Annotated in this window: 23 protein-coding genes; 13 read left to right on the top strand and 10 right to left on the bottom strand. The window is 66.4% G+C overall.

The features are described from left to right. Positions 1-22: 22 nt before the first annotated feature. Genes gtdA through FFS10_RS00925 form a run of 5 tightly spaced genes read right to left on the bottom strand, consistent with a single transcriptional unit; the run spans position 23 to position 4,782 of the window. Entirely contained in the window at positions 23-1,078 is a 1,056-nt protein-coding gene (gtdA, locus tag FFS10_RS00945) for a gentisate 1,2-dioxygenase (protein ID WP_249931110.1), read from the bottom strand. Beyond that, complete coding sequence (locus FFS10_RS00940) at positions 1,075-1,947, bottom strand: fumarylacetoacetate hydrolase family protein (RefSeq protein WP_137890523.1); 873 nt, start codon at positions 1,945-1,947, stop codon at positions 1,075-1,077. Before FFS10_RS00940 ends, gtdA begins: the two co-directional genes overlap by 4 nt. 16 nt (positions 1,948-1,963) lie before the next feature. Continuing rightward, positions 1,964-2,284, bottom strand: coding sequence for a 2Fe-2S iron-sulfur cluster-binding protein (locus FFS10_RS00935; protein WP_137890521.1), 321 nt, complete (start codon positions 2,282-2,284; stop codon positions 1,964-1,966). A 13-nt stretch (positions 2,285-2,297) separates the two neighbouring features. Further along, positions 2,298-3,539 (bottom strand): NAD(P)/FAD-dependent oxidoreductase, encoded by a 1,242-nt coding sequence (locus tag FFS10_RS00930; protein ID WP_137890519.1) that lies wholly within the window; start codon positions 3,537-3,539, stop codon positions 2,298-2,300. 4 nt (positions 3,540-3,543) lie between these two features. Then, on the bottom strand, positions 3,544-4,782 hold the full coding sequence (locus tag FFS10_RS00925) for a cytochrome P450 (RefSeq protein ID WP_212744062.1): 1,239 nt from the start codon (positions 4,780-4,782) through the stop codon (positions 3,544-3,546). Positions 4,783-4,880: 98 nt separating this feature from the next. Between FFS10_RS00925 and FFS10_RS00920 the strand changes: the two genes are divergently transcribed. From FFS10_RS00920 to FFS10_RS23625, 4 genes are all read left to right on the top strand, one after another. Beyond that, entirely contained in the window at positions 4,881-5,801 is a 921-nt protein-coding gene (locus FFS10_RS00920; protein WP_137890517.1) for a LysR family transcriptional regulator, read from the top strand. 154 nt (positions 5,802-5,955) lie between these two features. Next, on the top strand, positions 5,956-6,315 hold the full coding sequence (locus FFS10_RS23805) for a hypothetical protein (RefSeq protein WP_137890515.1): 360 nt from the start codon (positions 5,956-5,958) through the stop codon (positions 6,313-6,315). 6 nt (positions 6,316-6,321) lie between these two features. Then, a complete protein-coding gene (locus tag FFS10_RS23800; RefSeq protein WP_137890513.1) occupies positions 6,322-6,690 on the top strand; it encodes an FAD-dependent oxidoreductase in 369 nt (122 codons plus the stop codon). Further along, positions 6,599-6,880: an oxidoreductase C-terminal domain-containing protein gene (locus FFS10_RS23625; protein WP_137890512.1), complete on the top strand. Its 282-nt coding sequence runs from the start codon at positions 6,599-6,601 to the stop codon at positions 6,878-6,880. The genes FFS10_RS23800 and FFS10_RS23625 overlap by 92 nt, the downstream gene beginning before the upstream one ends. Before the next feature lie 63 nt (positions 6,881-6,943). Here the strand turns inward: FFS10_RS23625 and FFS10_RS00900 are convergent, their stop codons facing one another. The 5 genes from FFS10_RS00900 to FFS10_RS00880 all read right to left on the bottom strand — a co-directional run bounded on the left by FFS10_RS00900 (position 6,944) and on the right by FFS10_RS00880 (position 11,659). After that, positions 6,944-7,780, bottom strand: a complete 837-nt coding sequence (locus FFS10_RS00900) for a Bug family tripartite tricarboxylate transporter substrate binding protein (protein WP_171015974.1) — start codon at positions 7,778-7,780, stop codon at positions 6,944-6,946. Positions 7,781-7,929: 149 nt separating this feature from the next. Next, complete coding sequence (locus tag FFS10_RS00895) at positions 7,930-8,598, bottom strand: TetR/AcrR family transcriptional regulator (protein ID WP_171015973.1); 669 nt, start codon at positions 8,596-8,598, stop codon at positions 7,930-7,932. A gap of 6 nt (positions 8,599-8,604) precedes the next feature. Then, entirely contained in the window at positions 8,605-9,486 is an 882-nt protein-coding gene (locus FFS10_RS00890; protein ID WP_137890506.1) for a fumarylacetoacetate hydrolase family protein, read from the bottom strand. Beyond that, positions 9,483-10,679 (bottom strand): FAD-dependent monooxygenase, encoded by a 1,197-nt coding sequence (locus tag FFS10_RS00885; RefSeq protein ID WP_137890504.1) that lies wholly within the window; start codon positions 10,677-10,679, stop codon positions 9,483-9,485. The genes FFS10_RS00890 and FFS10_RS00885 overlap by 4 nt, the downstream gene beginning before the upstream one ends. 11 nt (positions 10,680-10,690) lie before the next feature. After that, positions 10,691-11,659, bottom strand: coding sequence for a cupin domain-containing protein (locus FFS10_RS00880; RefSeq protein ID WP_137890502.1), 969 nt, complete (start codon positions 11,657-11,659; stop codon positions 10,691-10,693). A 180-nt stretch (positions 11,660-11,839) separates the two neighbouring features. On the opposite strand from FFS10_RS00880, the gene FFS10_RS00875 reads away from it, so the two are divergent. The 9 genes from FFS10_RS00875 (at position 11,840) to FFS10_RS00830 (ending at position 21,097) form a co-directional block, all read left to right on the top strand. Beyond that, on the top strand, positions 11,840-12,019 hold the full coding sequence (locus FFS10_RS00875) for a dienelactone hydrolase family protein (RefSeq protein WP_171015972.1): 180 nt from the start codon (positions 11,840-11,842) through the stop codon (positions 12,017-12,019). Positions 12,020-12,573: 554 nt separating this feature from the next. After that, on the top strand, positions 12,574-14,247 hold the full coding sequence (locus FFS10_RS00865; RefSeq protein ID WP_137890499.1) for an FAD-dependent oxidoreductase: 1,674 nt from the start codon (positions 12,574-12,576) through the stop codon (positions 14,245-14,247). A 23-nt stretch (positions 14,248-14,270) separates the two neighbouring features. After that, positions 14,271-15,329, top strand: a complete 1,059-nt coding sequence (locus FFS10_RS00860) for a cupin domain-containing protein (protein ID WP_212744061.1) — start codon at positions 14,271-14,273, stop codon at positions 15,327-15,329. Positions 15,330-15,339: 10 nt separating this feature from the next. Continuing rightward, positions 15,340-16,227, top strand: coding sequence for a fumarylacetoacetate hydrolase family protein (locus tag FFS10_RS00855; RefSeq protein ID WP_137890495.1), 888 nt, complete (start codon positions 15,340-15,342; stop codon positions 16,225-16,227). 10 nt (positions 16,228-16,237) lie between these two features. Further along, positions 16,238-17,374, top strand: coding sequence for a 2-methylaconitate cis-trans isomerase PrpF family protein (locus FFS10_RS00850; RefSeq protein ID WP_137890632.1), 1,137 nt, complete (start codon positions 16,238-16,240; stop codon positions 17,372-17,374). A 22-nt stretch (positions 17,375-17,396) separates the two neighbouring features. Beyond that, complete coding sequence (locus tag FFS10_RS00845) at positions 17,397-18,365, top strand: Bug family tripartite tricarboxylate transporter substrate binding protein (protein ID WP_171015971.1); 969 nt, start codon at positions 17,397-17,399, stop codon at positions 18,363-18,365. A 2-nt stretch (positions 18,366-18,367) separates the two neighbouring features. After that, on the top strand, positions 18,368-19,081 hold the full coding sequence (locus FFS10_RS00840) for a FadR/GntR family transcriptional regulator (RefSeq protein WP_137890491.1): 714 nt from the start codon (positions 18,368-18,370) through the stop codon (positions 19,079-19,081). Positions 19,082-19,093: 12 nt separating this feature from the next. Next, entirely contained in the window at positions 19,094-19,960 is an 867-nt protein-coding gene (locus FFS10_RS00835; protein ID WP_137890489.1) for an isocitrate lyase/PEP mutase family protein, read from the top strand. 126 nt (positions 19,961-20,086) lie between these two features. Continuing rightward, complete coding sequence (locus FFS10_RS00830; RefSeq protein ID WP_137890487.1) at positions 20,087-21,097, top strand: zinc-binding dehydrogenase; 1,011 nt, start codon at positions 20,087-20,089, stop codon at positions 21,095-21,097. The last annotated feature ends 8 nt before the right edge of the window (positions 21,098-21,105 follow it).

Raw genomic sequence — 21,105 nt, 5'->3', positions numbered from 1 at the left:
CTCCTGTGGGTCTGGTGTAGTTTCAGTACTGCTCGCGCCAGAGGTCGAGCGCCTCCTGCACGGGCCGGTCCGAATAGCTGAAAAGCACGGTGTCGGAGCTAGTCTCGAGCCGGTAGGGCATCCAGGACGGGCAGACGAACACGTCCTTCGGCCCGAACGCCAGCACCTGTTCGCCGATCACGCAGCGGCCTTCACCCTCCACCACCACGTAGACAGTAGAGTCGGTGGAGCGATAGCTCGTGCCGCGGAAATCCGCCGGCAGCAACTGCATGAAGGTGCCGATGGTGGGAATGGCCCAATCTCCGGTGACCGGATTCGTGTACTGCAGCTTGTGGCCCCAGCACGCGTGCGGATCCTCGCTGCGACGCAGCGTCTGGAGCGCCTCGCGGGTGCGTTCGTACGGATACCAGAACAGCGGCGAAGTCCGACTGCGGCTGCGGAAACCCACCGGCTTCATGGTGTTGCCGAAGCGCGCCAGGTTTGCATTGGCCCCGCGATCTGCCTCGGTCGCCGTGCGCGAACCGTCTTCGCGGAACTGGGCATCCAGCAGTTCCACCACGGGCAGATCCAGGCCGTCTAACCACACCATGGGCTCGCTCGACTCGTTGCCGTGCTCGTGGAAGGTCCAAGAAGGCGTGATGACGAAGTCGCCCACCTGCATGGTGACCCGCTCGCCGTCGACCGTGGTGTAGGCGCCCGCACCGTGCATGATGAAGCGCAGCGCCGATTGCGAGTGCCGGTGGGAGGGTGCGAGCTCCCCCGGCAGGATCAGCTGCAGACCCGCGTACATGCTGTGGGTGATCCGGGTCCGCCCGCGCAGGCCCGGGTTCTCCAACACGAGCACGCGGCGCTCGGCTTCCATCGCGGAAATCAGCGTGCCGCTCTCCTGCAGCCAGGGCCAGACCTGGTCCCATCGCCAGAGGTTCGGCAGGCAGGGCGTGTTCGGCTCCTTCGTCACCAGGCTGTGCAGCACCTCCCACAGCGGCGTGCAGTGCGCCTGGCCGATGCGGTCGTAGAAGGCGCGGCGCTGCTGCGCCAGGTCATCCGGGCTGCCGCCCGTCGCGAGCATGGCGTTCATGCATATCTCCCTTGCGCGTTGCGCACATCGACCAGCATCCGGCCGATGCCGCCGAACTCAACCTCGATCACGTCGCCGTCCACGACCGGCCCGACGCCCTCCGGCGTCCCGGTGAACAGCAGGTCACCCGGGTGCAGCGTGTAGTAGGAGGATGCGGTGGCGATCAGGGTGGGGATGTCCAGCACCAGGTCGCGCGTGTTCGCGCGCTGGCGCGGGTGGCCGTTCACCGTCAGCCAGAAGTCCAGCTCCTGTGCATTGCGCAGTTCGTCGGCCGTGACCATCCAGGGGCCGACCACCGTGTAGCTGTCGATCGACTTGCGCATGCTGCGCTCCTGCGGCCCGCGCACCGTCATGTCCAGGCCGCCGGTGTACGCGGCGATGTGGTCCCAGGCGCGCTCGCGCGGGATGTTGCGGCCGGCCTTGCCGATCACCAGCACCACCTCGGCCTCGTGGTCGTTGCGGCGGTCCGGGTGCTGGATCTCCACGCCCTGGCTCGGGCCTACGATCGAGCTGGTCGCCTTGAGGAACAGGCCGATCTGCTGGATTTCGTGCACCTGATTCTCGAAGTGGATGGACGCGTCGCCGCGCGCTTCCTCCAGGTGCTTGCGGTAGTTCACGGGCGCAGCGATGACCTTGCCGGGATTCGCCACCGGCGCGAGCAGGCGCCGTCCCGCGAGCGGCAGCGTCTGCGCCGAGGGCGCAATCCGGCGAATCTCGTCCATCACGCGCGGCAGGTTCGCCACCAGCGGATCGACGGTGGGCAATGGGTAGCGCTGGGAGGGCAGCACTTCGAGCGCGGCGGTCACGTCGCGCACCTCGTCGCCCTCGACCAGGCCGAGGCGGTTGTCGTCGAAACGGCAGATCTTCATGGGTTCTCCGTGCCCCTCAATGTTGCGAGTCGGGGATGCGCATCGTCAGTCCCTCTGTGTCGGGACCGACCACGAGGCGGCAGCTCAGGCGGCTGTTCGGTTGCACCGCCACAGCGAACTCGAGCATCTTCACTTCGATGTCGGTGCGCCCCGGCAGGCGGGCGGCCCAGCTTTCGTCGACGTAGACGTGACAGGTGGCGCACGCGCACGCGCCGCCGCAATCCGCATCGATGCCCGGCACGTTGGCCGCGACCGCGGCCTCCATCACGGACAGGCCTTCTTGCGCGTCCAGCGCGATGTGCTCCCCGGCTGGGGTCTGGAAATGAAGGGTTGGCATGCTCTCTCCTTGTTTACGCGGCAGGGGCGGCGAGGCAGCGCAGCGCCACCTCCGGGTCGGCCAGGCGTGCCATGTCCACACGCTGGCCGGTCTTGATCAGTTGGCGCGCGGCCATGAAGTCCTCGGGCGCATCGACAGCCTCGACCGCCGTCACTCGCCCCTCGCGCAGGTACCAGGCGGCGTGCGCCTGCGGCTTGCCAGGCTGGGGACGCAGCACGGTCGCGTCGCCGGCGCCGGCGCGGCCGGCCACCTGGATACGATGGTCGAACTGGTCGGACCAGAACCAGGGCACCGGCATGGGCGGAACCGGCCGGCCCGCGATCACGGCAGCCACGCACTTGGCCTGGTCCGTCGCGTTCTGCACGGACTCCAGCCGCACCGGCTCGGCGCCGGGATGCAGGACCTGCTCGGTGCAGTCGCCGATGGCGAACACTTCGTCCGCACTGGTCCTGCATTGCGCGTCGACGCGGATCGCGTGCCCGCACTGCAGGCCAGCCTCGCGCGCCAGCTCGACACGCGGCTGGGCCCCAATGCCGATCACGAGCGCGTCGGCGGTGAAGAGGCCGTGTGAAGTCTCGAGCGCGATAGCGTGGTCCTCGGCGCGTACTGAGGTGATGGCGGTGCCGAGATGCAGCGCCACGCCTTGCGCGCGATGCAGGTTCTCGACGTGTGCCGAGGTGGCCATGCCCACCGAGCGCTGCAGCACACGCGGCGCCGCCTCGAAGACGTCCACGGCCACGCCGCGCTTGCGCGCGGCCGCGGCCACCTCCAGGCCGATGTAGCCGGCGCCGAGGACGGCTAGGCGGCGGATGCGTCCGAGTGCGGCGCCCAGTGCCTGTGCGTCGTCCCAGGTTCTCAGCACATGCACCGATTCGCCGGCGGGCAGCCTCGGCCAGGTCCGCGCTGCGGCACCGGTTGCCAGCACCAGTTGCGCGTACGGCAGCTCCGAGCCGCCGTCAAGGCGAACAAGCTTGCGACGCGTATCGATCGCGACCACCGCGCGGCCGGCGAGCAGCCGGCAGGCGATCGACTCGTAGAACGCCGCCGGACGCAGCAGGATGTCCGACTGGGCGACGCCGCCCTGCAGGCAGGCTTTGCTCAAGGGCGGCCGCTGGTAGGGCAGGTGCGGCTCGGCACTTACCAGCGTCAGTGCACCGTTCCACCCCAGCTGACGCAACGACGCGGCGAACTGGCACGCAGCGTGGCCCGCGCCGATGACGACGACTCCGGCTTCCATGGCGGTCAGCGTGGCCATCGGATCAATACAGCCGCACGCGCATCTGCTGGATGCCGCGGAAGCGCGCGTTGCGGTTGAACACCGGCTCGGCTGCGAGCTGCATGTTCGGGAAGCGGCGTGCCAGCGCGGGCAGTGCCTCGCCCGCCTCGAGCCGCGCAAGCGGCCGGCCCAGGCAGACGTGGATGCCAGCGCCGAACGCCAGGTGCGGATTGGGCGCGCGCTTCAGACGGAAGGTGTCGGGGTCGGCGAACATGCGCTCGTCCCGGTTGGCGGAGACTTGCGCGATGATGACCTCGGTGTCCGGCGGGATCGTCCCCGAGGGCACCTGCACTTCGCGGGTGGTGCGCCGGCCCTGCAGCTGCAGCGGCGTCGCATAGCGCAGGCACTCTTCGATGCCCGGCCCCACCGCCCCGGGATCGTCGGCCATCAGCGCCAGTTCCTCGGGATGGTTCATCAGCGCCAGGGTCGACAGACCGATCAGGTTGGTGGTGGTCTCGTGCCCGCCATTGAGCACGAGGATGCACATGTGCGCCATTTCGTCCTCGCTGATCGGCGGGCTGCCGCGCTTCTCGGCGGCGACCAGCGCGCTGATGATGTTGGACGGAACGTCCTCAACTGGACGACGGCGCCATTCGTTGATGTGGACGAGCAGGTACTCCTTGAACTTTCGGGTGGCCTCGTGGCCGGCGGCGATGACCTCCTGGCTCACGGCAGGGTTCAGCGGCAGCAGCACTTGCGCGCCAAGGTCGCGGATGATCGGACCGTCGCTGCGCGGCACGCCGAAGATGTCGCAGATCACCTGGATCGGAATGCGCGAGGAGAACTCGGAAACGAACTCGATCTCCCGCTTCTCCTCGACCTCGGCTAGCAGTTCCGCCACGATCTCGCGCAGGCCGACGCGCAGCCGCTCCATGGAGGCCTGGGTGAAGAACGGGTTCACGATGTCGCGCAGGCGGTCGTGGTCCGGCGGATCACGGAACAGCATGGTGCTGGTGTGGTGCTCCAGCAGCGGGCCCTCGCCGAACTTCTTCGCATAGGCTTCGGCGCGGTTGACCTTGCCGGTGAGATCTCGCCAGATTGTCTTGATGTCGTCGTACCGCGAGAGCAGCACCGAGCCATCCGAGTTCCAGTGCAGCGGTTCGTGGTCGCGCAGGGCCTTGTAGAACGGCACCGGGTCGCGGTAGTACGCATCGGGAAGGTTGAACAGATCGAACCCGTTCGCAGCGGCTTCGGGGCCGCGGGCCATCGTTGCTGAACTCACTGACTGTCTCCTGCGCTTGTGTCAAGTTCGGTGCAGTCTAGGTTTCGCTCTTGAATTTCTCAATAAAATGAGGTTGATTTCCAATATTGTTTTCACAGATGAAGCCGGCGACATTCGATCTCAACCTGCTGCAGGTCGTCGTTGCGCTCGATGCCACGCGCAGCGTCACGCGCGCAGCACAGGAGCTCGGGATGAGCCAGCCGGGACTGAGCACCGCGCTGGCGCGTCTGCGCAAGCACTTTGGCGATCCGATGTTCGTGCGCACCTCCGAAGGCATGCGGCCGACACCCCGCGGGACGGCCGTGGCCGATGAAGCGCGTGCCGTGCTGCAGCGGGTCAACGAGAAGGTGCTGAATGGCCCGCACTTCGTGCCCGAGGAGACGACCACCGAGTTCCGGTTCGCGATGCCGGATGTGGCCGAGATGACTTTCATGCCCACGCTGATCGAGGCGTTCCGCACCGCGGCGCCCAGGGCCACGCTCCACACCGCGTCCTATGCGCCGAGGGACCTGGAGCTGGCTATGGAATCCGGACAGGTCGACATCGCGTTCGGTTACTTTCCCGACCTCAAGGGCAGCGCCTTCTTCAAGCAGCGGCTGATGATGCACGGCTTCTCGTGCATGCTGCGCGCCGGCCATCCGGCCGCCCGGCGGCTGACGAAAGCCATGTTCTCGGAGCTGGAGCATGTGCTGGTGGAAGCGCCGACGCGCAGCCTGGAACTGGTCGACAACTATCTGGACCGGCGCCACATCTTCCGCAAGGTGCGGCTACGCACCATGCATTACCTCACGCTGCCCGTGCTGGTCGCATCCACCGATCTCGTGGCGACGGTGCCGTCCGCCGTCGGCCGCTTCTTCGCAGACCTGGGGCAGATCGTGCTGGTCGAGCCACCCTACGACATCCCGAAGTTCCCCATCCAGCAGCACTGGCACCGGCGCTACGACCAGGATCCGCGCAGCCGCTGGCTGCGCGAGCAGATCGCGAGGCTGTTCGGCAGCGGATCGAACTGGCGGTTGTAGCACCCGTCGGTGTCGGCTAGGCGCCCTCCTTCGGGAACCGCCAGCCCCCACAACCGCCGACGGTCAGCACGCGCCGCAGTCAGGCCGACGCCGTCGCCTGCAGCATCGAACGCATTGCCTGCGGAAGCTTCTGCGGCTCGGCTGCGGGGGCGAAATGCAGTTCGCCAGCAACCCGCCGTACGCGCTGACCAGGACGTCGTTCCCGCGCAGCGCCGGGGCCAATGCGTATTGGATCGAAAAGATCGACGTCCGCGCGCAGCACCTCGACAACGTGGTGGCCGCGGGCGAGCGCCTCCTGTGCGATCCGGCTGCCGATGCGGCCGTGCGGCCGACAAGCGCGATGCGTATCAATCGCGCCCCCGGATTTCAGCGGCTTTTCGTAGATCAGGGTATGAGCACTAAAGGCACCCCGCCCTCCGGCGTATGTCCCCTGACGAGGGACTCCGCCGTCCCCCACAGCGGGACATACGCGCGGGTGAGCCCGGCGGAACATGACTACCTCACACCGAAGTAGCTGACCATGCAGAGCATCGTGATACTCGGAGCCGGACACGCCGGCTTCCAATGCGCAGCCGCCTTGCGCCAGCAAGGCTTCACCGGCGGCGTGTCGCTTGTCTCCGATGAGGGCAGATTGCCCTACCAGCGCCCGCCTCTTTCCAAAGGCTACCTGCTCGGCCAGACATCCGCGGCCGATCTGGCCTTTCGCGCGGAAAGTTTCTTCAGAGAGCAGCGCCTCACCCTCGTGCGCGGGCTCGCAGAAAGCATCGACCGGCAAGCCCATCGGGTCACACTCCAGAATGGAGAGTCCCTGCCCTACGACCATCTGGTCATCGCGATCGGCTCGCGGCCACGGAGGCTGCCAGTCACGGCTGCGCGGCGACGCCGATGAACGCGTGGTGCTTGGCGATCCGACCGCCGGGAATCTATCCGTCCTCTGCATTTCCGACGGCGTGCTGTGCGCCGTCGAATCGGTGAACCGGCCGGCAGATCATATGCTGGCGCGCAGGCTTCTGGCCAAGCACACCCGCGTTTCGCCGGCTCAGGCGCGCGAGCCCGGCTTCGCGCTCAAGATGCTTTGAATTCCGGCAGCGAGACGACGAGAGCCCCGAAGCTCGCAGCCGGATTTGCTCGACGTCTCTGCCTCAGTTCACCACGAGCCCGAGCGACTTGACCAGCGGCCCAAAGCGTGCGAGATCCTGCTTCACTAGCCTCTCGAGTTCGGCGGGTGCCGACGGCGCTGGCGTGATCCCGAACTCGCTCAAGCGCTTCTGCACGTCTGGCTCGGCAAGCGCCCGGTTGATCTGCGCATTGAGCCTGGAGACCACATCACGCGGCGTCGCGGCCGGAGCGGACACTCCGAACCACACGGAGACATCAAGATCCTCATGCAGGTCCTTGAACTGCGGCAAGGCGGGAAAGATCTCCTTGGCCGCAGGCCCGCTCGCAGCAAGCGGAAGAACGGTTCCGGCCTTGATGTGCGGCATGGCTTCGACCACTCCGGTAATCATGGCACCCACGTCGCCGGCGAGCAGCGCCTGGATCGACGGAGATGTGCCTTTATACGGGACGTGGGTCAGCTGAATCCCGAGCCTCTGGTTCAACAACTCCATCACCATGTGCGTCGGGTGTCCCGCGCCCCCACTGCCGAAGTTGATGGCCTTCGGTTGTGATTTCGCCAACTGTACGAACTCCGCGATCGTCTTCACGTTCAACTTCGGGCTGACGATCAGTGCGAAAGAAGCTTTCCCGAGCAACGCGACCGGTTGGAAATCCTTGAGCGGGTCATAGGGAAGCTTCGGATAGACGAACGGGTTCACCACCATCACGGCGTCGGGATAGACCAGCAGCGTGCGGCCGTCACCGGCCGATTTGGCGACGGTGTCAGCGGCGATCGCGCCCGCTGCGCCGGGTTTGTTGTCCGCGATCGCGGGCTGTCCAGTGGCCTCGCCGAGCTTTTGTGCGACCAGTCGGGCCAGCACATCCCCGAGTGCGCCCGGAGGGCTGCCCACTACGACCCGGTAAGTACCTGCCGGTTGCGCCAGTGTCTGGAGTGACGGGCACAAGGCCGCTGCGCCGGCAGCGAGTTGCAGCAGAGCGCTCCGGCGGGTGGGGTGGCAAGAATGTCTCATCATGTCTCCTCGAGTCCTTGTGGAGGTGAAGTGATCGGCGTCGTGCGCAGCATCGATCCGGCCATCTCGAGCCAGGTGTCCATCAGGCTGTCGGCGGCCGCTTCGGGACCTGCGATCAATTGGCGGATACCGGAACCACGTGCAACCGCAAACGTGAGGCGGACGACGTTCTCCGCGTCTTGCCGGCGATGGCCGGCACGCAGCAGGGCGTCGATCCAGGCCTGCTCGACAGGAATGCGGTAGGCGCGGGCCAGTTCCTTGACTGCGGCGCCGAGCTCCGAATCGGGGGCGACCATCACGAGGTCGAGCGACAGCAGGAAATCGTCGCTCAGAAAGAAGGCCTTGCTGTCCTCCACCATGGCTTCCAGCAGCTTGTCCGTGGCGAGGCCGGCGCTGGCGAGACGGTTGAGTGCCCGCTGCTGCGTGTAGCGATACATCTCCTCGAGGGCACGCAGCACCAGTGAGTCCTTTGTTTGGAAGTGGTGCGTCGCGGCCCCTTTGGAAACCCCGGCGTGCTCCGCGACGTCCGAGGTGCGCAAGCCCGCGTACCGGCGCTTCTTCAGCAGTTCGATCGCGGAGCAGATCAGACTTTCCTGCGTTTCCTGGGTCCGCTCTGCCTGCGTCCGGTGTCGCCGCGGCCTCTCGGCTGCCTGTTGTGGCTTTTTCATGGTCATCTATCCATGTGCAGAGACGTTGAAGGTCATTTCTCCAAGCGGTTCACACGCGACCCGCACCACGTCTCCAGGCAGGACGGGGCCGACGCCTTCGGGCGTACCGGTCAGAATCACATCGCCCGGGTGCAGGGTGTACATAGACGAAGCGATCGCGATCAGGTCAGGAATGTCCACCGTCATCGCACCCGTGGAACTGTGCTGGCGCCTTTGCCCATTCACCCAGAGCGAGAGGGTCAGCGCGTGCGGGTCGGGAACTTCGTCCGCGGTGACGAGCCAGGGGCCGAGCACGGTGTAGCTGTCCGGGGACTTGCGGAAGCTGCGGTCTTCGGCTCCGCGCACGGTCATGTCCATGCCGATGCAGTACCCCGCGACGTGATTCATCGCTTCGGCACGGGAGATCGAATGGCCTGGCTTTCCGATCACCACGGCCAGCTCGACCTCGTGGTCGGTGCGACGCTCCGGAAGGATCACCTGCACCCCCTCCGCAGGGCCCACGATCGCGGACGTCGCCTTGAGGAACAGGCCGTATGTCTCGGTCGGCCGCTCCACGCCCTCGAGGGCCTTGCGGTGGACGCCTTGGTCGACGCCGGCATCCTTCGTGTCCTGTTCCACGTGCAGGCGATAGTTGGCCGGTGCGGCCATCACTTTGCTGGGGTTCGTGAGGGGGCTGTTCAGGAGCACTGCAGAGAGCGGCAGCCGCTTGGCAGTGCCTCGCACGCGCTGGACCGCGGCAACGAGGGAATCAAGGTGCTTCACCAGCGGATCGCCGAGCGGAACCGGCCAACGCACCGGCGGCAGCACATCGAGTGCGGCCGTGACGTCGAGAACCTGATCGCCCTCGACGAGTCCCAGGCGGTCGCCGTTGAATCGACACAACTTCATTGAGCTTCCTTCCTCGGCTGCCACAGCCATTCGAGGCAGCGGTAGTAGTCTTCGGGCGTGCGTTCCTGCAGTTGCTGATTGCGCACTTCCGCCTCCAGGCCCCCGCAGTGGTACATGGTCCACAGCGCGCGTGACTCCAGGACCACGCGGGTGGTGCGCAGAAAGCGCTCGCGCTCGAATTGCGCGAAGGCCCGCGCCGGGTCGGCGGGGTAGGCCGCCATCAGGTCGCCGAGGGTGACGGCATCCTCCAGCGCCATGCCTGCTCCCTGGGCGAGCGACTGCAGCGTCGCATGTGCGGCATCACCCAGAAGCGTCATGCGTCCCTGGTGCCAGCGCCGCACAGGCTCGCGATCGGCGATCGACCAGCGACGGGTCAGGTTGAGCACACTCACCACGTCATGGACTTCCGGCACCGCGTGCGCCGTGACCGCCTTGACCAGGTCGTGATGGGCAGCTTCAGTCGCGTCATTGCTGCCGGGCACCTGGAATACACCGACGATGTTGATCTCGCTGCCGCCTCTCAGCGGGTAATAGATGACGTGAAACCCGTCGGCCGTCAGCATCGTGACGCCGCGCCGGTTCCGCATGCTCTGGGGAGCCTCGTCCCGGGAAATGATCGTGCGGTATGCGGCATACCCTGTATCCCGCCATGTGTCGGCCGGATGAAGTTGCGCGCGCAAACGGGAACGCAGGCCGTCCGCCGCGATGAGCGCGCATCCGGTGATGGTGCGGCCGTCGGCAGCATGCACCTGCACGGAATTGCCGTCCTGGCTGAAGCCCGTGACAGTGGTGGCCTGGTTCAGGTCGATATTCGGCAATCGGCGGCACGCACGCAGCAGGATCTCGTGCAGATCCACCCGGTGGATCGCAATGTATGGAGTCGCAAACCGCTGTTCGAAGGCTGCGCCCTTCAACGGGATTCGGAACAGCGTCTGGCCAGAGTAGGCATCCAGCAGCAGCAGGTCATCCGGCAGATAGGCCGCGCTCCGCACTTCCTCTGCGAGGCCGAGCCGCGCCAGGACAGGCAGCACATTCGGCCCGATCTGGACCCCGTAACCGATCGGCGCGATTTCGGCTGACTGCTCCAGGAGACGCACCGCCCGGCCCTGCTGCCCAAGGGCCAGCGCGCTGGCGACGCCGCCCAGCCCGCCGCCGACGACAATGATCGGCGGCTCTTCCATGCGCTTGTCCATGTGCTTTTCCCTCAAGCGGCTTGCAGCTGGTGGAAGCCGCAGAACTTCATCAGCGCTTCGTCACTGAGCGCCACCAGCAGGGCGTCCTCGCGAATGCGATGCGCGATGCGCGTCGCCAGCGGAGCGACGAACACGTCGCCGAAGGACCAATCGAAACGCCTGTCGCCTACCTCGCTGGTGCCTGCTCCGCCCAGCACCACATAGATCTGGTTCGCGTACTGGCGGTAGGGCCGGTTGCTCCACCCGGCTCGCCATTGGTGCGCCTTGATCGTGACGGTGCGCATCGCTGGAGAGCTGACTTCGACGGTGCGCCCGAAGTACGGGTCGGCGGCTTCGGCAGACCCCAGACGGGCCAGCAGACTGTGATGGGAGATGCGCATCGGCGAAGCGGACTCCTCCTGTGCGTCGGCTTCCCACTGATCCGGATGCTCCTCCGCCGTCATGGGTTCCAGCAGGTGCACCAGGGGCAGGTCGAGGCAGTCGAACCAAAAGGCCTGTTCGGAGCCGTCGTGGCCATGCCCGTGCCAGCAACCGCCCGGCGTCAGCACGATGTCGCCGCTTTCCATCAAGTGACGTTTGCCGTTCACGACGGAGTACGAACCGCGCGCCTCGATGATGATGCGCAGCGCGTTCGCGGAATGACGGTGGGAGCGTGCTCGCTCGCCAGGAAGGATCGACTGGTACGCGCCGACGAGGGTTCGCGTGGTGGCGAAATCATTGCCTGCAACTGGATTGCGCAACACGAAATTGCGTCGATCTGCCAGATCCGTCCCGATCAGCCTGCCGGCGGCGACGAGCGCGGGCCGGATCTCGGCATAGCGCCAGTGCACCGGCACGAACGAGGACTGCGGGCGCGGCCACATCAGCGGATGGGCACGGTCTATCCAGCCAGGCGTGCAGTTTTTCGCGTCGATGGTCTCGATGAGTTCGTCGAGGTCGCGAATGCAGGGCAGAACAGATGTGGCAGAGGAAGAATTCATGACCTTGGTTCACGGGCCCCTTCAGCGCCCGGTTAGTTGCCGACCCGTCGGTTTTTAAATACCGACCCACCGGTTTGTATCTTGCGTCGCTGGATCTGACCATAGGGTCTTCCCTCGGTCCAACGGCGGGTCAGCCTTCTGGCACGGCGCTTGGGCGGGGCCGGATGGCCGACCGAAACCGTGAACGACTTCGAAGGCGGCGCGGCGCCGGATCTTTCTTCCCCGCAGAAGATCCTGGCCGCAGTCGATCAGGTCGAAGACGGTCGAGTCCTGCAGCAGGTTCAAGCGGTCGTGCGGAAGCTGCAGAACCAGAACGCGGTCAGCGTCGGCGCGCTGGGCTTCTGCATCGGCGGCAGTTAAGCGCTACTGGCTGGCTGCCAGGTGGGACGGGCTGCGCTATCGCACCCTCTCGAGCCGCAAGCCGATCGAGCCGCTGGAGCTCTCACATTACGGCTCGGTCGACTGATTCGTTCCGCCCGCCGACGTCGACGCGCTCGAGAGCGCCCTCGACGCGCATGGACGCACCTCCGAACTGCTCCGCTACGCGGGCGCGCCCCACGCGTTCGACGAGGATTTCAGGCCCGCCTACCGGCACGCGAGGCGTGGACCCGCACGCTGACGTTCCTGAACTGGTATCTGCGCGACTCGCAGCCCCGCGCTGGGGGCCATCGCTTGCGCCTCAAGCACGTAACAGCATGAACTTGCGGGTTTGCTGCTGCGCCTATAACGCGCATGCGCATCGGAGAAGAAGAATCCACGCGGCCGACGCATGGCCCATCCGGATGGCTCTCATGCGGCCGTGGTCGTGCCAATAACCCAGCCGCCGACTCGGGATTTGCGCTTTTGCCGACCTGGTCCTACCATCTTGGTCTGACCAACATGGTCTGACCATTTTTTTTACCCGCTTCACTACCATGGCGAATTCCTCCTCCTCAGTCCTCATCATCGGCGGCGGCCCCATCGGATTGGCGCTGGCCGGCGATCTCGGTTGGCGCGGCATCTCCTGCACCTTGGTCGAGAAGGGCGACGGCACCGTTGCCCAGCCGAAAATGGATATGGTCGGCATCCGGTCCATGGAGTTCTGTCGCCGCTGGGGCATCGTCGACTGGGTCGAGTCGGCGGGCTACAACCGTGACTACCCGCAGGACTGCGCGTGGGTCACCGACCTCAACGGCTACGAATTCGGGCGCGAGCCATTTCCCGCCATCAGCCAGGAAAAGCCCCCGGTGCACAGCCCGCAGAAGCGCGAGCGCTGCCCGCAGAACTTCTTCGACCCCGTGCTGCAGCGCTTCGCCCGCCGCTCCCCTTGCGTCTCCCTCGAGTTCAACACGGAACTGCTGGACTTCGACGACAAAGGCGACGGCGTGGTGGCACGGGTGCGCGACGTTCGCACCGGCGAGACGCGCACGGTGCGGGCCGACTACCTGGTCGGCTGCGACGGCGGCGCCAGCATCGTTCGGCAGCAACTGGGTATCGAGATGGTGGGCGAGGCGGTGCTCACCTACACCACCAACATCATCTTCCGCTGCGACAACCTGGAGCAACTGCACGACAAGAAGCCGGGCTACCGGTTCATCTTCATCGGACCGGAAGGCACCTGGGCCACGCTGGTCGCCATCAACGGGCGCGACCAGTGGAGGTTCTCCCTGATCGGCGACGCGGACAAGCGCACGCTGACCGAGGCGGAAGCGCGAGCCGCGATCATTCGTGCCGTGGGCAGGCCATTTGAATTCGAGATCCTCTCCATGCTGCCGTGGGTGAGGCGCCAGCTGGTGGCGCGGCAGTACTGCAAGGGCCGTGCCTTCATCGCCGGCGACGCCGCCCACCTCACCTCGCCCACGGGCGGCTTCGGCATGAACACCGGCCTGCTCGACGCGGTCAACCTTTCGTGGAAGCTGGCTGCCGTCATCGAAGGTTGGGGCGGTGAACATCTGCTGGACAGCTACGAAGTGGAACAGCTCCCGGTTGCAGTCCGCAACGTGGGCGAGGCCACCGAGAACCTGCGGCGCATGCTGTCGCCGCGCATCCTGCAGCCGGATCCGCGCATGTTCGACAGCAGCGATCCCGCGGCAGAGGCCGCGCGGCGCGAATACGGACAGCGGTATACGGAAATGATGCGGCGCGAGTGGTTCTCCATCGGCATACACCTCGGCTATGTCTATGAAGGTTCGCCCATCGTGGTGCCGGACGGAACGCCGCCCCCCCCGCTTCAAACCTCGAGCTACACGCCGACGGCGCGGCCGGGTTCCCGCGCGCCGCACGCCTGGATCGCCGAAGGCAAGTCGACGCTGGACCTGTTCGGCCAGGGGTTCGTGCTGCTGCGTTTGGGCGCGAATCCGCCAGCGGTCGACCGGCTTCGTGAAGCGGCCGCCAGGGTGCCGCTGCCGCTGCGAGTGGTCGACCTCGTGGGCGAGACCGTCGAAAAGCTCTATGAACGCCGGCTGGTGCTGGTGCGCCCGGACGGGCAAGTGGCGTGGCGCGCTGACGCCCTCCCCGAAGACGTCGCGACCCTGGTCGCCACCGTGCGCGGGGCGGTCGCGGGCGAGCGGCCGCCGATTTCCTACGACGCTGTGATCGCGGAGGCTTGAAGTCAATGGCCCGACAACAAACCATGATCGACGAAGCTGCCCGCCGGGCGCTGAAGGAAGATCTCGCGAAGTACAACTGCCGCGTGCAGCAGCCGGACGATCCGCCGCTTTTTACGCGCACGCCGCAGTCGGCGATGCAGACGGTGCACTGGAAGTGGACCGACCTCGAGCCGCTGCTCGATCGGCTCGGCAAGCAGCTTGCGCTGGAGCCGGGAGGCACGCGGCGCACGCTGCGGCTGCACAACCCGGGCCTTCCGTACGGCACGACGCACACCTTCTGGGCCTCGATCCAGGTGATCCTGCCCGGCGAAATCGCCAGCAACCATCGCCATACCGCGAACGCCTTCCGCTTCATCATGAAGGGCAGCGGCGCCACGACCACGGTCAACGGCGAGCGCTACCCGATGAACGAGGGCGACCTCGTGCTCACCCCCAGCATGATGTGGCACGATCACGAGTATCACGGCGATACGCCGATGGTCTGGCTGGACGTGCTGGACATCTCGCTGGTGCGGGCGATGCACGCGACCTTCTTCGAGCCATCACAGGAACTGCAGCAGAAAGTCAATCCCGTGCCGGACAGCTCCTGGCGGCGCTACGGCAGCGGCCTGATGAGCCCGCCTGGCGCTCGGCCGAGCGGATCGGCGAATCCGCTGCTCGCCTATCCGCGCGCCGTCGCGGAGGCGGCGCTGGAGCAGGCGGCCGGGGTGCCGGCGGATCCGTTCGATGACGTGGTGCTGGAGTACCGCAATCCGACCAACGGCGGACCGCTCATGAGCGCGATGGGCATGCGCCTGCAGAGGCTGCGGCCCGGCGTGCACACGCAGGCGCGCCGCCATACCGGCAGCAAGCTCTACTACGTGATGCGCGGGCGCGGCACCAGCATTGTGGACGGCCAGGCCTACGACTGGAATGCCGGCGACTTCCTCGCCATCAAGCCCTGGGCCTGGCACGAGCACCTGAATCGCTCGACCGAGGACGCGCAGCTGTTCCAGGTGAACGACTTCCCTGCCATGTCGGCGCTCGGGTACTACTTCGAAGAAGCCCTCGCCGACAACGGCGGACATCAACAACTCCTTTGAGCCTCCCACGATGAAGATTGCATCTTTCGACGATTACCGCATCGGCGTCGTCGACGGCGACACCGTCCACGACATGACCTCGGCGTTGCCCGAGTTCCTGTCGCAACTGCCCTGCCAGCGCGTAAACTGGCTCGTGAGCCACTGGGCCGAGCTGCGCCCCAAGTTCGCCGACTTCCGGATCTCGGGGTGGGCGCTGCCGCTGTCTTCCGTGAAACTGCTGCCTGCGAATCCCGCCCCCCAGCACGTCTTCGCGGCGCCCGCCAACTACCGCAAGCACATCGGTGAACTCGGCGAGCGCACAGTCACGAAAGGCGGACGCTCCGCGCGCGAACAGGGTTTCTTCCTCAAGGCACCCGGCTCCCTCGTCGGCGCCGGCGGTTCCCTGCTGCTGCCCAAGGGCTCCCAACGCCGCTTCGACCACGAGTCGGAGCTCGCGGTGATTATCGGAAGAAGAGCGCGTAACGTGCCACGGGCGCAGGCGATGGAGTACGTCTTCGGCTATTCGTGCCTGATCGATGCCACCCTGCGCATCGAAAAGGGCGTTGCCGAGGAAGAGCGTTCGATGCGCAAGTCGTTCGAGACGTTCACCCCCCTCGGCCCGTGGATCGTGACGGCCGACGAAGTCGCGGACCCCGGTTCGCTGAAGAACCAGCTGTGGGTCAACGGTGAACTGAAGCAGGACGCCAACACGAGCGAGATGATCGTGGGAATCGCGGAGCTGATCGAGCTGGTCTCGTCGGTGCTGACGCTGGAGCCCGGTGACGTGATCGCCACCGGAACGCCGGAAGGCGTGGGCCCCTTGGTTGCCGGCGACGAGGTGCGCATCGAGATCGAGCGCGTCGGTGGCATGACGCTGCCGGTGCGCGAGTGCGAGCAGCGCGCGCCGCGGCCGTATTGAGATGGACCGCATGCGCCGCCGCTATCCAGCAGCGTTCATCCGGGGGGGCACCAGCAAGGCGCTGGTGTTCCATGCCCGCGACCTGCCCGCCGATCGCGCCGAATGGGACGAGATCTTCCTGAAGGCGATGGGAACGCCCGACCGCTACGGGCGGCAGCTCAATGGCATGGGCGGCGGCATCTCCTCGCTCTCGAAGGTGTGCGTGGTCGGCCCGCCGTCGGTGCCCGGTGCCGACGTGGACTACACCTTTGCCCAGGTACAGGTGCGGGAGGCCGCCGTGGACTACAGCGGCAACTGCGGGAACATGTCTTCGGCGATCGGGCCGTTCGCGGTAGATGAACGACTGGTGGACGCGCCGCACAGCGGCGAAGCCTGCGTCCGCATCCACAACACCAACACGCGCAAGATCATCGTATCGCGCTTCGAGGTGCGGGACGGCCAGAGCGTCGAGATGGGCAGCCTCGCCATCCCGGGCGTGGACGGCACCGGTGCGCCGGTGCGGCTGGACTTCCTCTCGCCCGGCGGCGCCTCTACCGGCAAGCTGCTGCCGTCGGCCAAGGCGGCGCAGGAGTTCGAACTTCCTGGCGTGGGGCGGGTGACTGCGTCGCTGGTGGACGCCGCCAATGCCTGCGTCTTCGTCGCCGCGGCGGATCTCGGATTGACGGGCAGCGAATCACCCGAAGAACTGGAGTCGAACGCGGCGGCCATGAACGCTCTGGCCCAACTGCGCCTGCAGGGCTCGGTGGCGATGGGCATCGCACCCGACATCGAGGCCGCGGCCTCGATCCGGATGATCCCCCTGATCGCGATCGTCAGCGCACCCCAACGCACGACCACGCTCGGCGGAGAGGTGATCGAGGCCGGCGACGCCGACCTCGTGGTGCGCATGCTCTCGAACGGGCAGCCGCACCGCGCCCTGCCCCTTACCGGTTCCCTCTGCACCGCGGTCGCGATGCAGATCGAGGGCAGCGTTGCGGCGCGGCTCGCGCGAGCGGGCCGGGATCCCTCGGCACTGCGCATCGCGATGCCGTCCGGCGTCCTCACCGTGGCAGCGGAAGTTGGCCAGGCCCGCGAAGGCTGGCACGCCGCCCACGGCTCTTTCTATCGCACCACACGCCGCCTGTTCGACGGGCATGTCTACGCGTAACCCACTCTCAGGAGCACCGATCATGAACCTCCCGCGCATTACCGCCTTCTGCCTCCTGGCCGGGGCCGCACTCTCCACCCACGCCCAGGGCTATCCGAGCAAGCCGATCACCATCGTCGTTCCCTTCCCCGCGGGCGGCGGAGTGGACGTGCTGACCCGGACCGTCGGCGCGAAGCTCTCCGAGCGCTGGAAGCAGCCCGTGGTATTCGAGAACAAGGCCGGCGCCGGGTCGGCGGTCGGTACAGCGCAGGTTGCCAAGGCCGCGGCGGACGGCTACACCCTGCTCGCCACCGTGAACCAGACGATGGTCGGCAATCGGTTCCTCTACAAGAAGCTGGCGTACGACCCGGACAAGAGCTTCGAGCCGATCACCATGATGGTGAAGGCCGACCAGCTGATCGTCGCCAACGCGCAGCTGCCGGTTAACACGCTGAAAGAGGTGGTGGAGCTGGCGAGGAGGAAGCCGGGCACCATCAACTACGGCTCCTACGGCAATGGCAGTCAGCCGCACCTGCTGTTTTCCGCGCTGAAGGATCGCGAGAACATCGACATCACGCACATCCCATACAACGGGATCGCCCCCAATCTCACCGCCATCGCCGCCGGAGACGTGCAGCTCGGCTCGGCCAGCGCGGGCGTGATCATGCCGCTGGTGCAAGCGGGCAAGATCAAGCCGATCGCGATCGCCGGCGACGAGCCCAGCCCGAAGTTTCCAAATGTCACGACGACGACGCAGCAGGGCTACCCCTATGCGAAGGTGTCGATCTGGTACGGTCTGTTCGCGCCCGCCAGCACCCCGCCCGCGATCGTCAACCAGATCCGCTCCGCAGTGCGCGAGGTGCTCTCCGATCCCCAGTTCGCCGAGCAGCAGGTTACCAGCAAGGGTCTGACCGTGATTGCCGGTGACGGCAAGCAGCTGCGCGAGGCGATCGCCAAGGAGGTGGAGATTACGGCGGCAATGATCAAAGCCGCGGGCGTGGTCGCGGAGTGAACATGGTTACCAGCGAGGCTCGTCTCTTCGACAGCATTTCGGATGACATCCGTTCTCGGGTCGTCCGCGGTGAACTGAAGCCCGGACAAAAGCTGAGTTCGGAGCGCGACCTAGCGGAACATTACGGCGTCTCACGTTCAGCCGTGCGGGAGGCACTCCGCAGTCTGGAGCGCGGCGGGGTGATTGAACTGCGCAAGGGTCCCAAGGGTGGAACCTTCATCAGGGGTGCCGATCCGGCTCTCGTAACCCAGTCGCTCAACGACGTCATCAGCCTGGGCGCCGTTTCGATCGCCAGCCTCACCGAAAGCCGGACCATCGTGATGACGGCGGTGACCCGCCTCGCCTGCGAGCGCGGCACCGACGCCGAGTTCGACCGGCTCGACGAAAGCATCACGCTTACCGAACAGCTCGCCAAGTCGGGAGACTTCGAGGGCCGGCGCATCCAGTTGCTGGACTTCTACCGCTTGCTGGGCGAAGCCACGCGCAACGAAGTGCTCGTGATCCTGGTGTCCGCCCTGACCGATCTCGTCTTCAAGCTGATGGCTCAGTACGACGTGGGGCCGCGACCCACCACGACGCAGACGCACCGCAAGATCGTGCGCTGCCTGCGCCGCCGCTCGGCCGACGAAGCGGTGGCACTGATGGCCGGTCACCTGGATAAGCTGCATGCCTACTTTCGCAAGGCCGCCATGGAAACGGGCCCGCGCGCGCCCTGATTGGATACTGCAATGAACCCATCACCCGGCGCGCTCTTGCGCGCCAAACTCAACGAGCGCCGTGGCTTGCTTGTGCCAGGCTGCGGGAACGCACTTGCTGCCCGTGTCATCGAGACGCTCGGCTTCGAGGCCGTTTACCTCAGTGGCGCCGGCGTGACGAACAGCTTCTACGGCATTCCCGACCTCGGCTTCATCCACCTAGGCGACGTCGTCCAGCACACCGCGGCGGTTCGCGACGCCGTGCAGCTGCCCCTGATCGTGGACGCCGACACCGGTTTCGGAAATGCGCTCAACGTGCGGCAGACGGTGCGCGCACTGGAACGGGCCGGCGCCAACGCCATCCAGCTGGAAGACCAGGTCATGCCCAAAAAATGCGGGCATTTCGCTGGCAAGGGCGTGGTCGATGCGGCCGAGATGGTCGGCAAAATCCGGGCGGCGGTGGATGTTCGCAGCTCGGAGGACTTCCTGCTGATCGCGAGAACGGACGCGCGCGCCGTGCACGGCCTGGAGGACGCGCTGGAGCGCGCGCAACGTTATGCGGAAGCCGGCGCCGACGTGACCTTCGTCGAAGCGCCGACCAGCATCGGCGAGCTTGAGCGCATCGCGCAGCTGCCCCTGCCGCAGGTGGTGAACGTCGTGATCGGCGGCAAGACCCCTGCGCTTGCTGCGTCCGAATTTGCCCGCATGAGGTTCGGCATGGTGCTCTATGCAAACGCTGCGCTGCAAGGCGCGGTGCGGGGCATGACGAATGCGCTGAGCCACTTGCAGCGGCTTGGGATGCTCGAAGAGGACCCGGCACTCGTCGCCACTTTCGCCGAGCGCCAGGCACTTGTCCGCAAGGACCTGTTCGACGAGTTGGATCGACATTACGGCCGCTGAAGCGGTGCGTTCACAAGGAGAAATTGAATTGAGAATATTGCTGCCCGCCCCATGTCTGGTACTTGCTTTTATCGGCAACCCGTGGCCAACCGCCACAACCAGCACAACCAGCACAAGGGGAATCCGATGAAGGCAATGCTCCTGCGGGGGCCCGGTCAGCCTCTCGTGTGCGTCGACCGCCCCGACCTGCCGCCAGCTCCGGGCGAAGCGACCGTGTCGATTCGCTGTGCCGCGCTGAACCACCGTGACGTGTGGATCCAGAAGGGCGACTACCATGTCCTGAAGTACCCGGTAGTCCCCGGTGCGGATGGTGCCGGCATCGTGACGGATGTTGGCGAGGGCGTGGACGCATCGCTCATCGGGCATGAAGTCATCCTCAACCCGGGACTCTCCTGGGGCGAGCGGGAGGACATGGCGGCTGCGGACTTCTACCCCCTCGGCTCCCCGCGCGACGGCACGTTCGCCGAGCGCATCAATGTTCCCGCGGTGCAGCTGGCCCCAAAGCCAGCACACCTCGACTGGACGCATGCCGCGGCCCTGCCGCTGTCGGGCGTCACGGCTTTCCGGGCGGTCCGGTCACGCGCCGGGCTCAGGGCGGGCGAGCGGGTGCTGATCACCGGTGTGGGCGGAGGCGTTGCGCTGTTCGCGATGCAGTTCGCACTGGCACTGGGCGCGCAGGTGTACGCCACGAGCGGTTCGGATGAAAAAGCTGCCCGTGTGCGCGCGCTCGGCGTATCCGGCACGGCGAACTACCGCGATCCCAACTGGCCGGCACGCCTTCGCGAACAGGTGCCGCAGGGTTTCGATGTCATCATCGACAGTGCGATGGGCCCCGGATTCCAGAATTTGGTTGAGCTGGCGGCCCCAGGAGGACGCATCGCCTTCCTCGGCTTCACGGCCGGGGGTGACGTGCAGATGGATGTGAGGCCCATCTACCGCAAGCAACTGAGCATCCTCGGCACGAAGATGGGGTCCCCGCGGGACTTCGCGGCCATGGTGCGCCTGGTGGAATCCAGCGCGATCCAGCCCATCGTCGACCGCACGTTGCCGATGTCGCGTGCCAACGAGGCCTACGGAATCGTCGACCGTGGCGAGCAGTTCGGGAAGATCGTTCTGGTGAACGATCTAGCTGGCTGATCGCGCAC

Origin of the sequence: Ramlibacter sp. 2FC (assembly GCF_005503345.1) — a bacterium.
Classification (GTDB): Bacteria; Pseudomonadota; Gammaproteobacteria; order Burkholderiales; family Burkholderiaceae_C; genus SCMQ01.
Note: the sequence above shows the minus strand (reverse complement) of the source record. Positions and strands in the feature narration are given on the sequence as shown.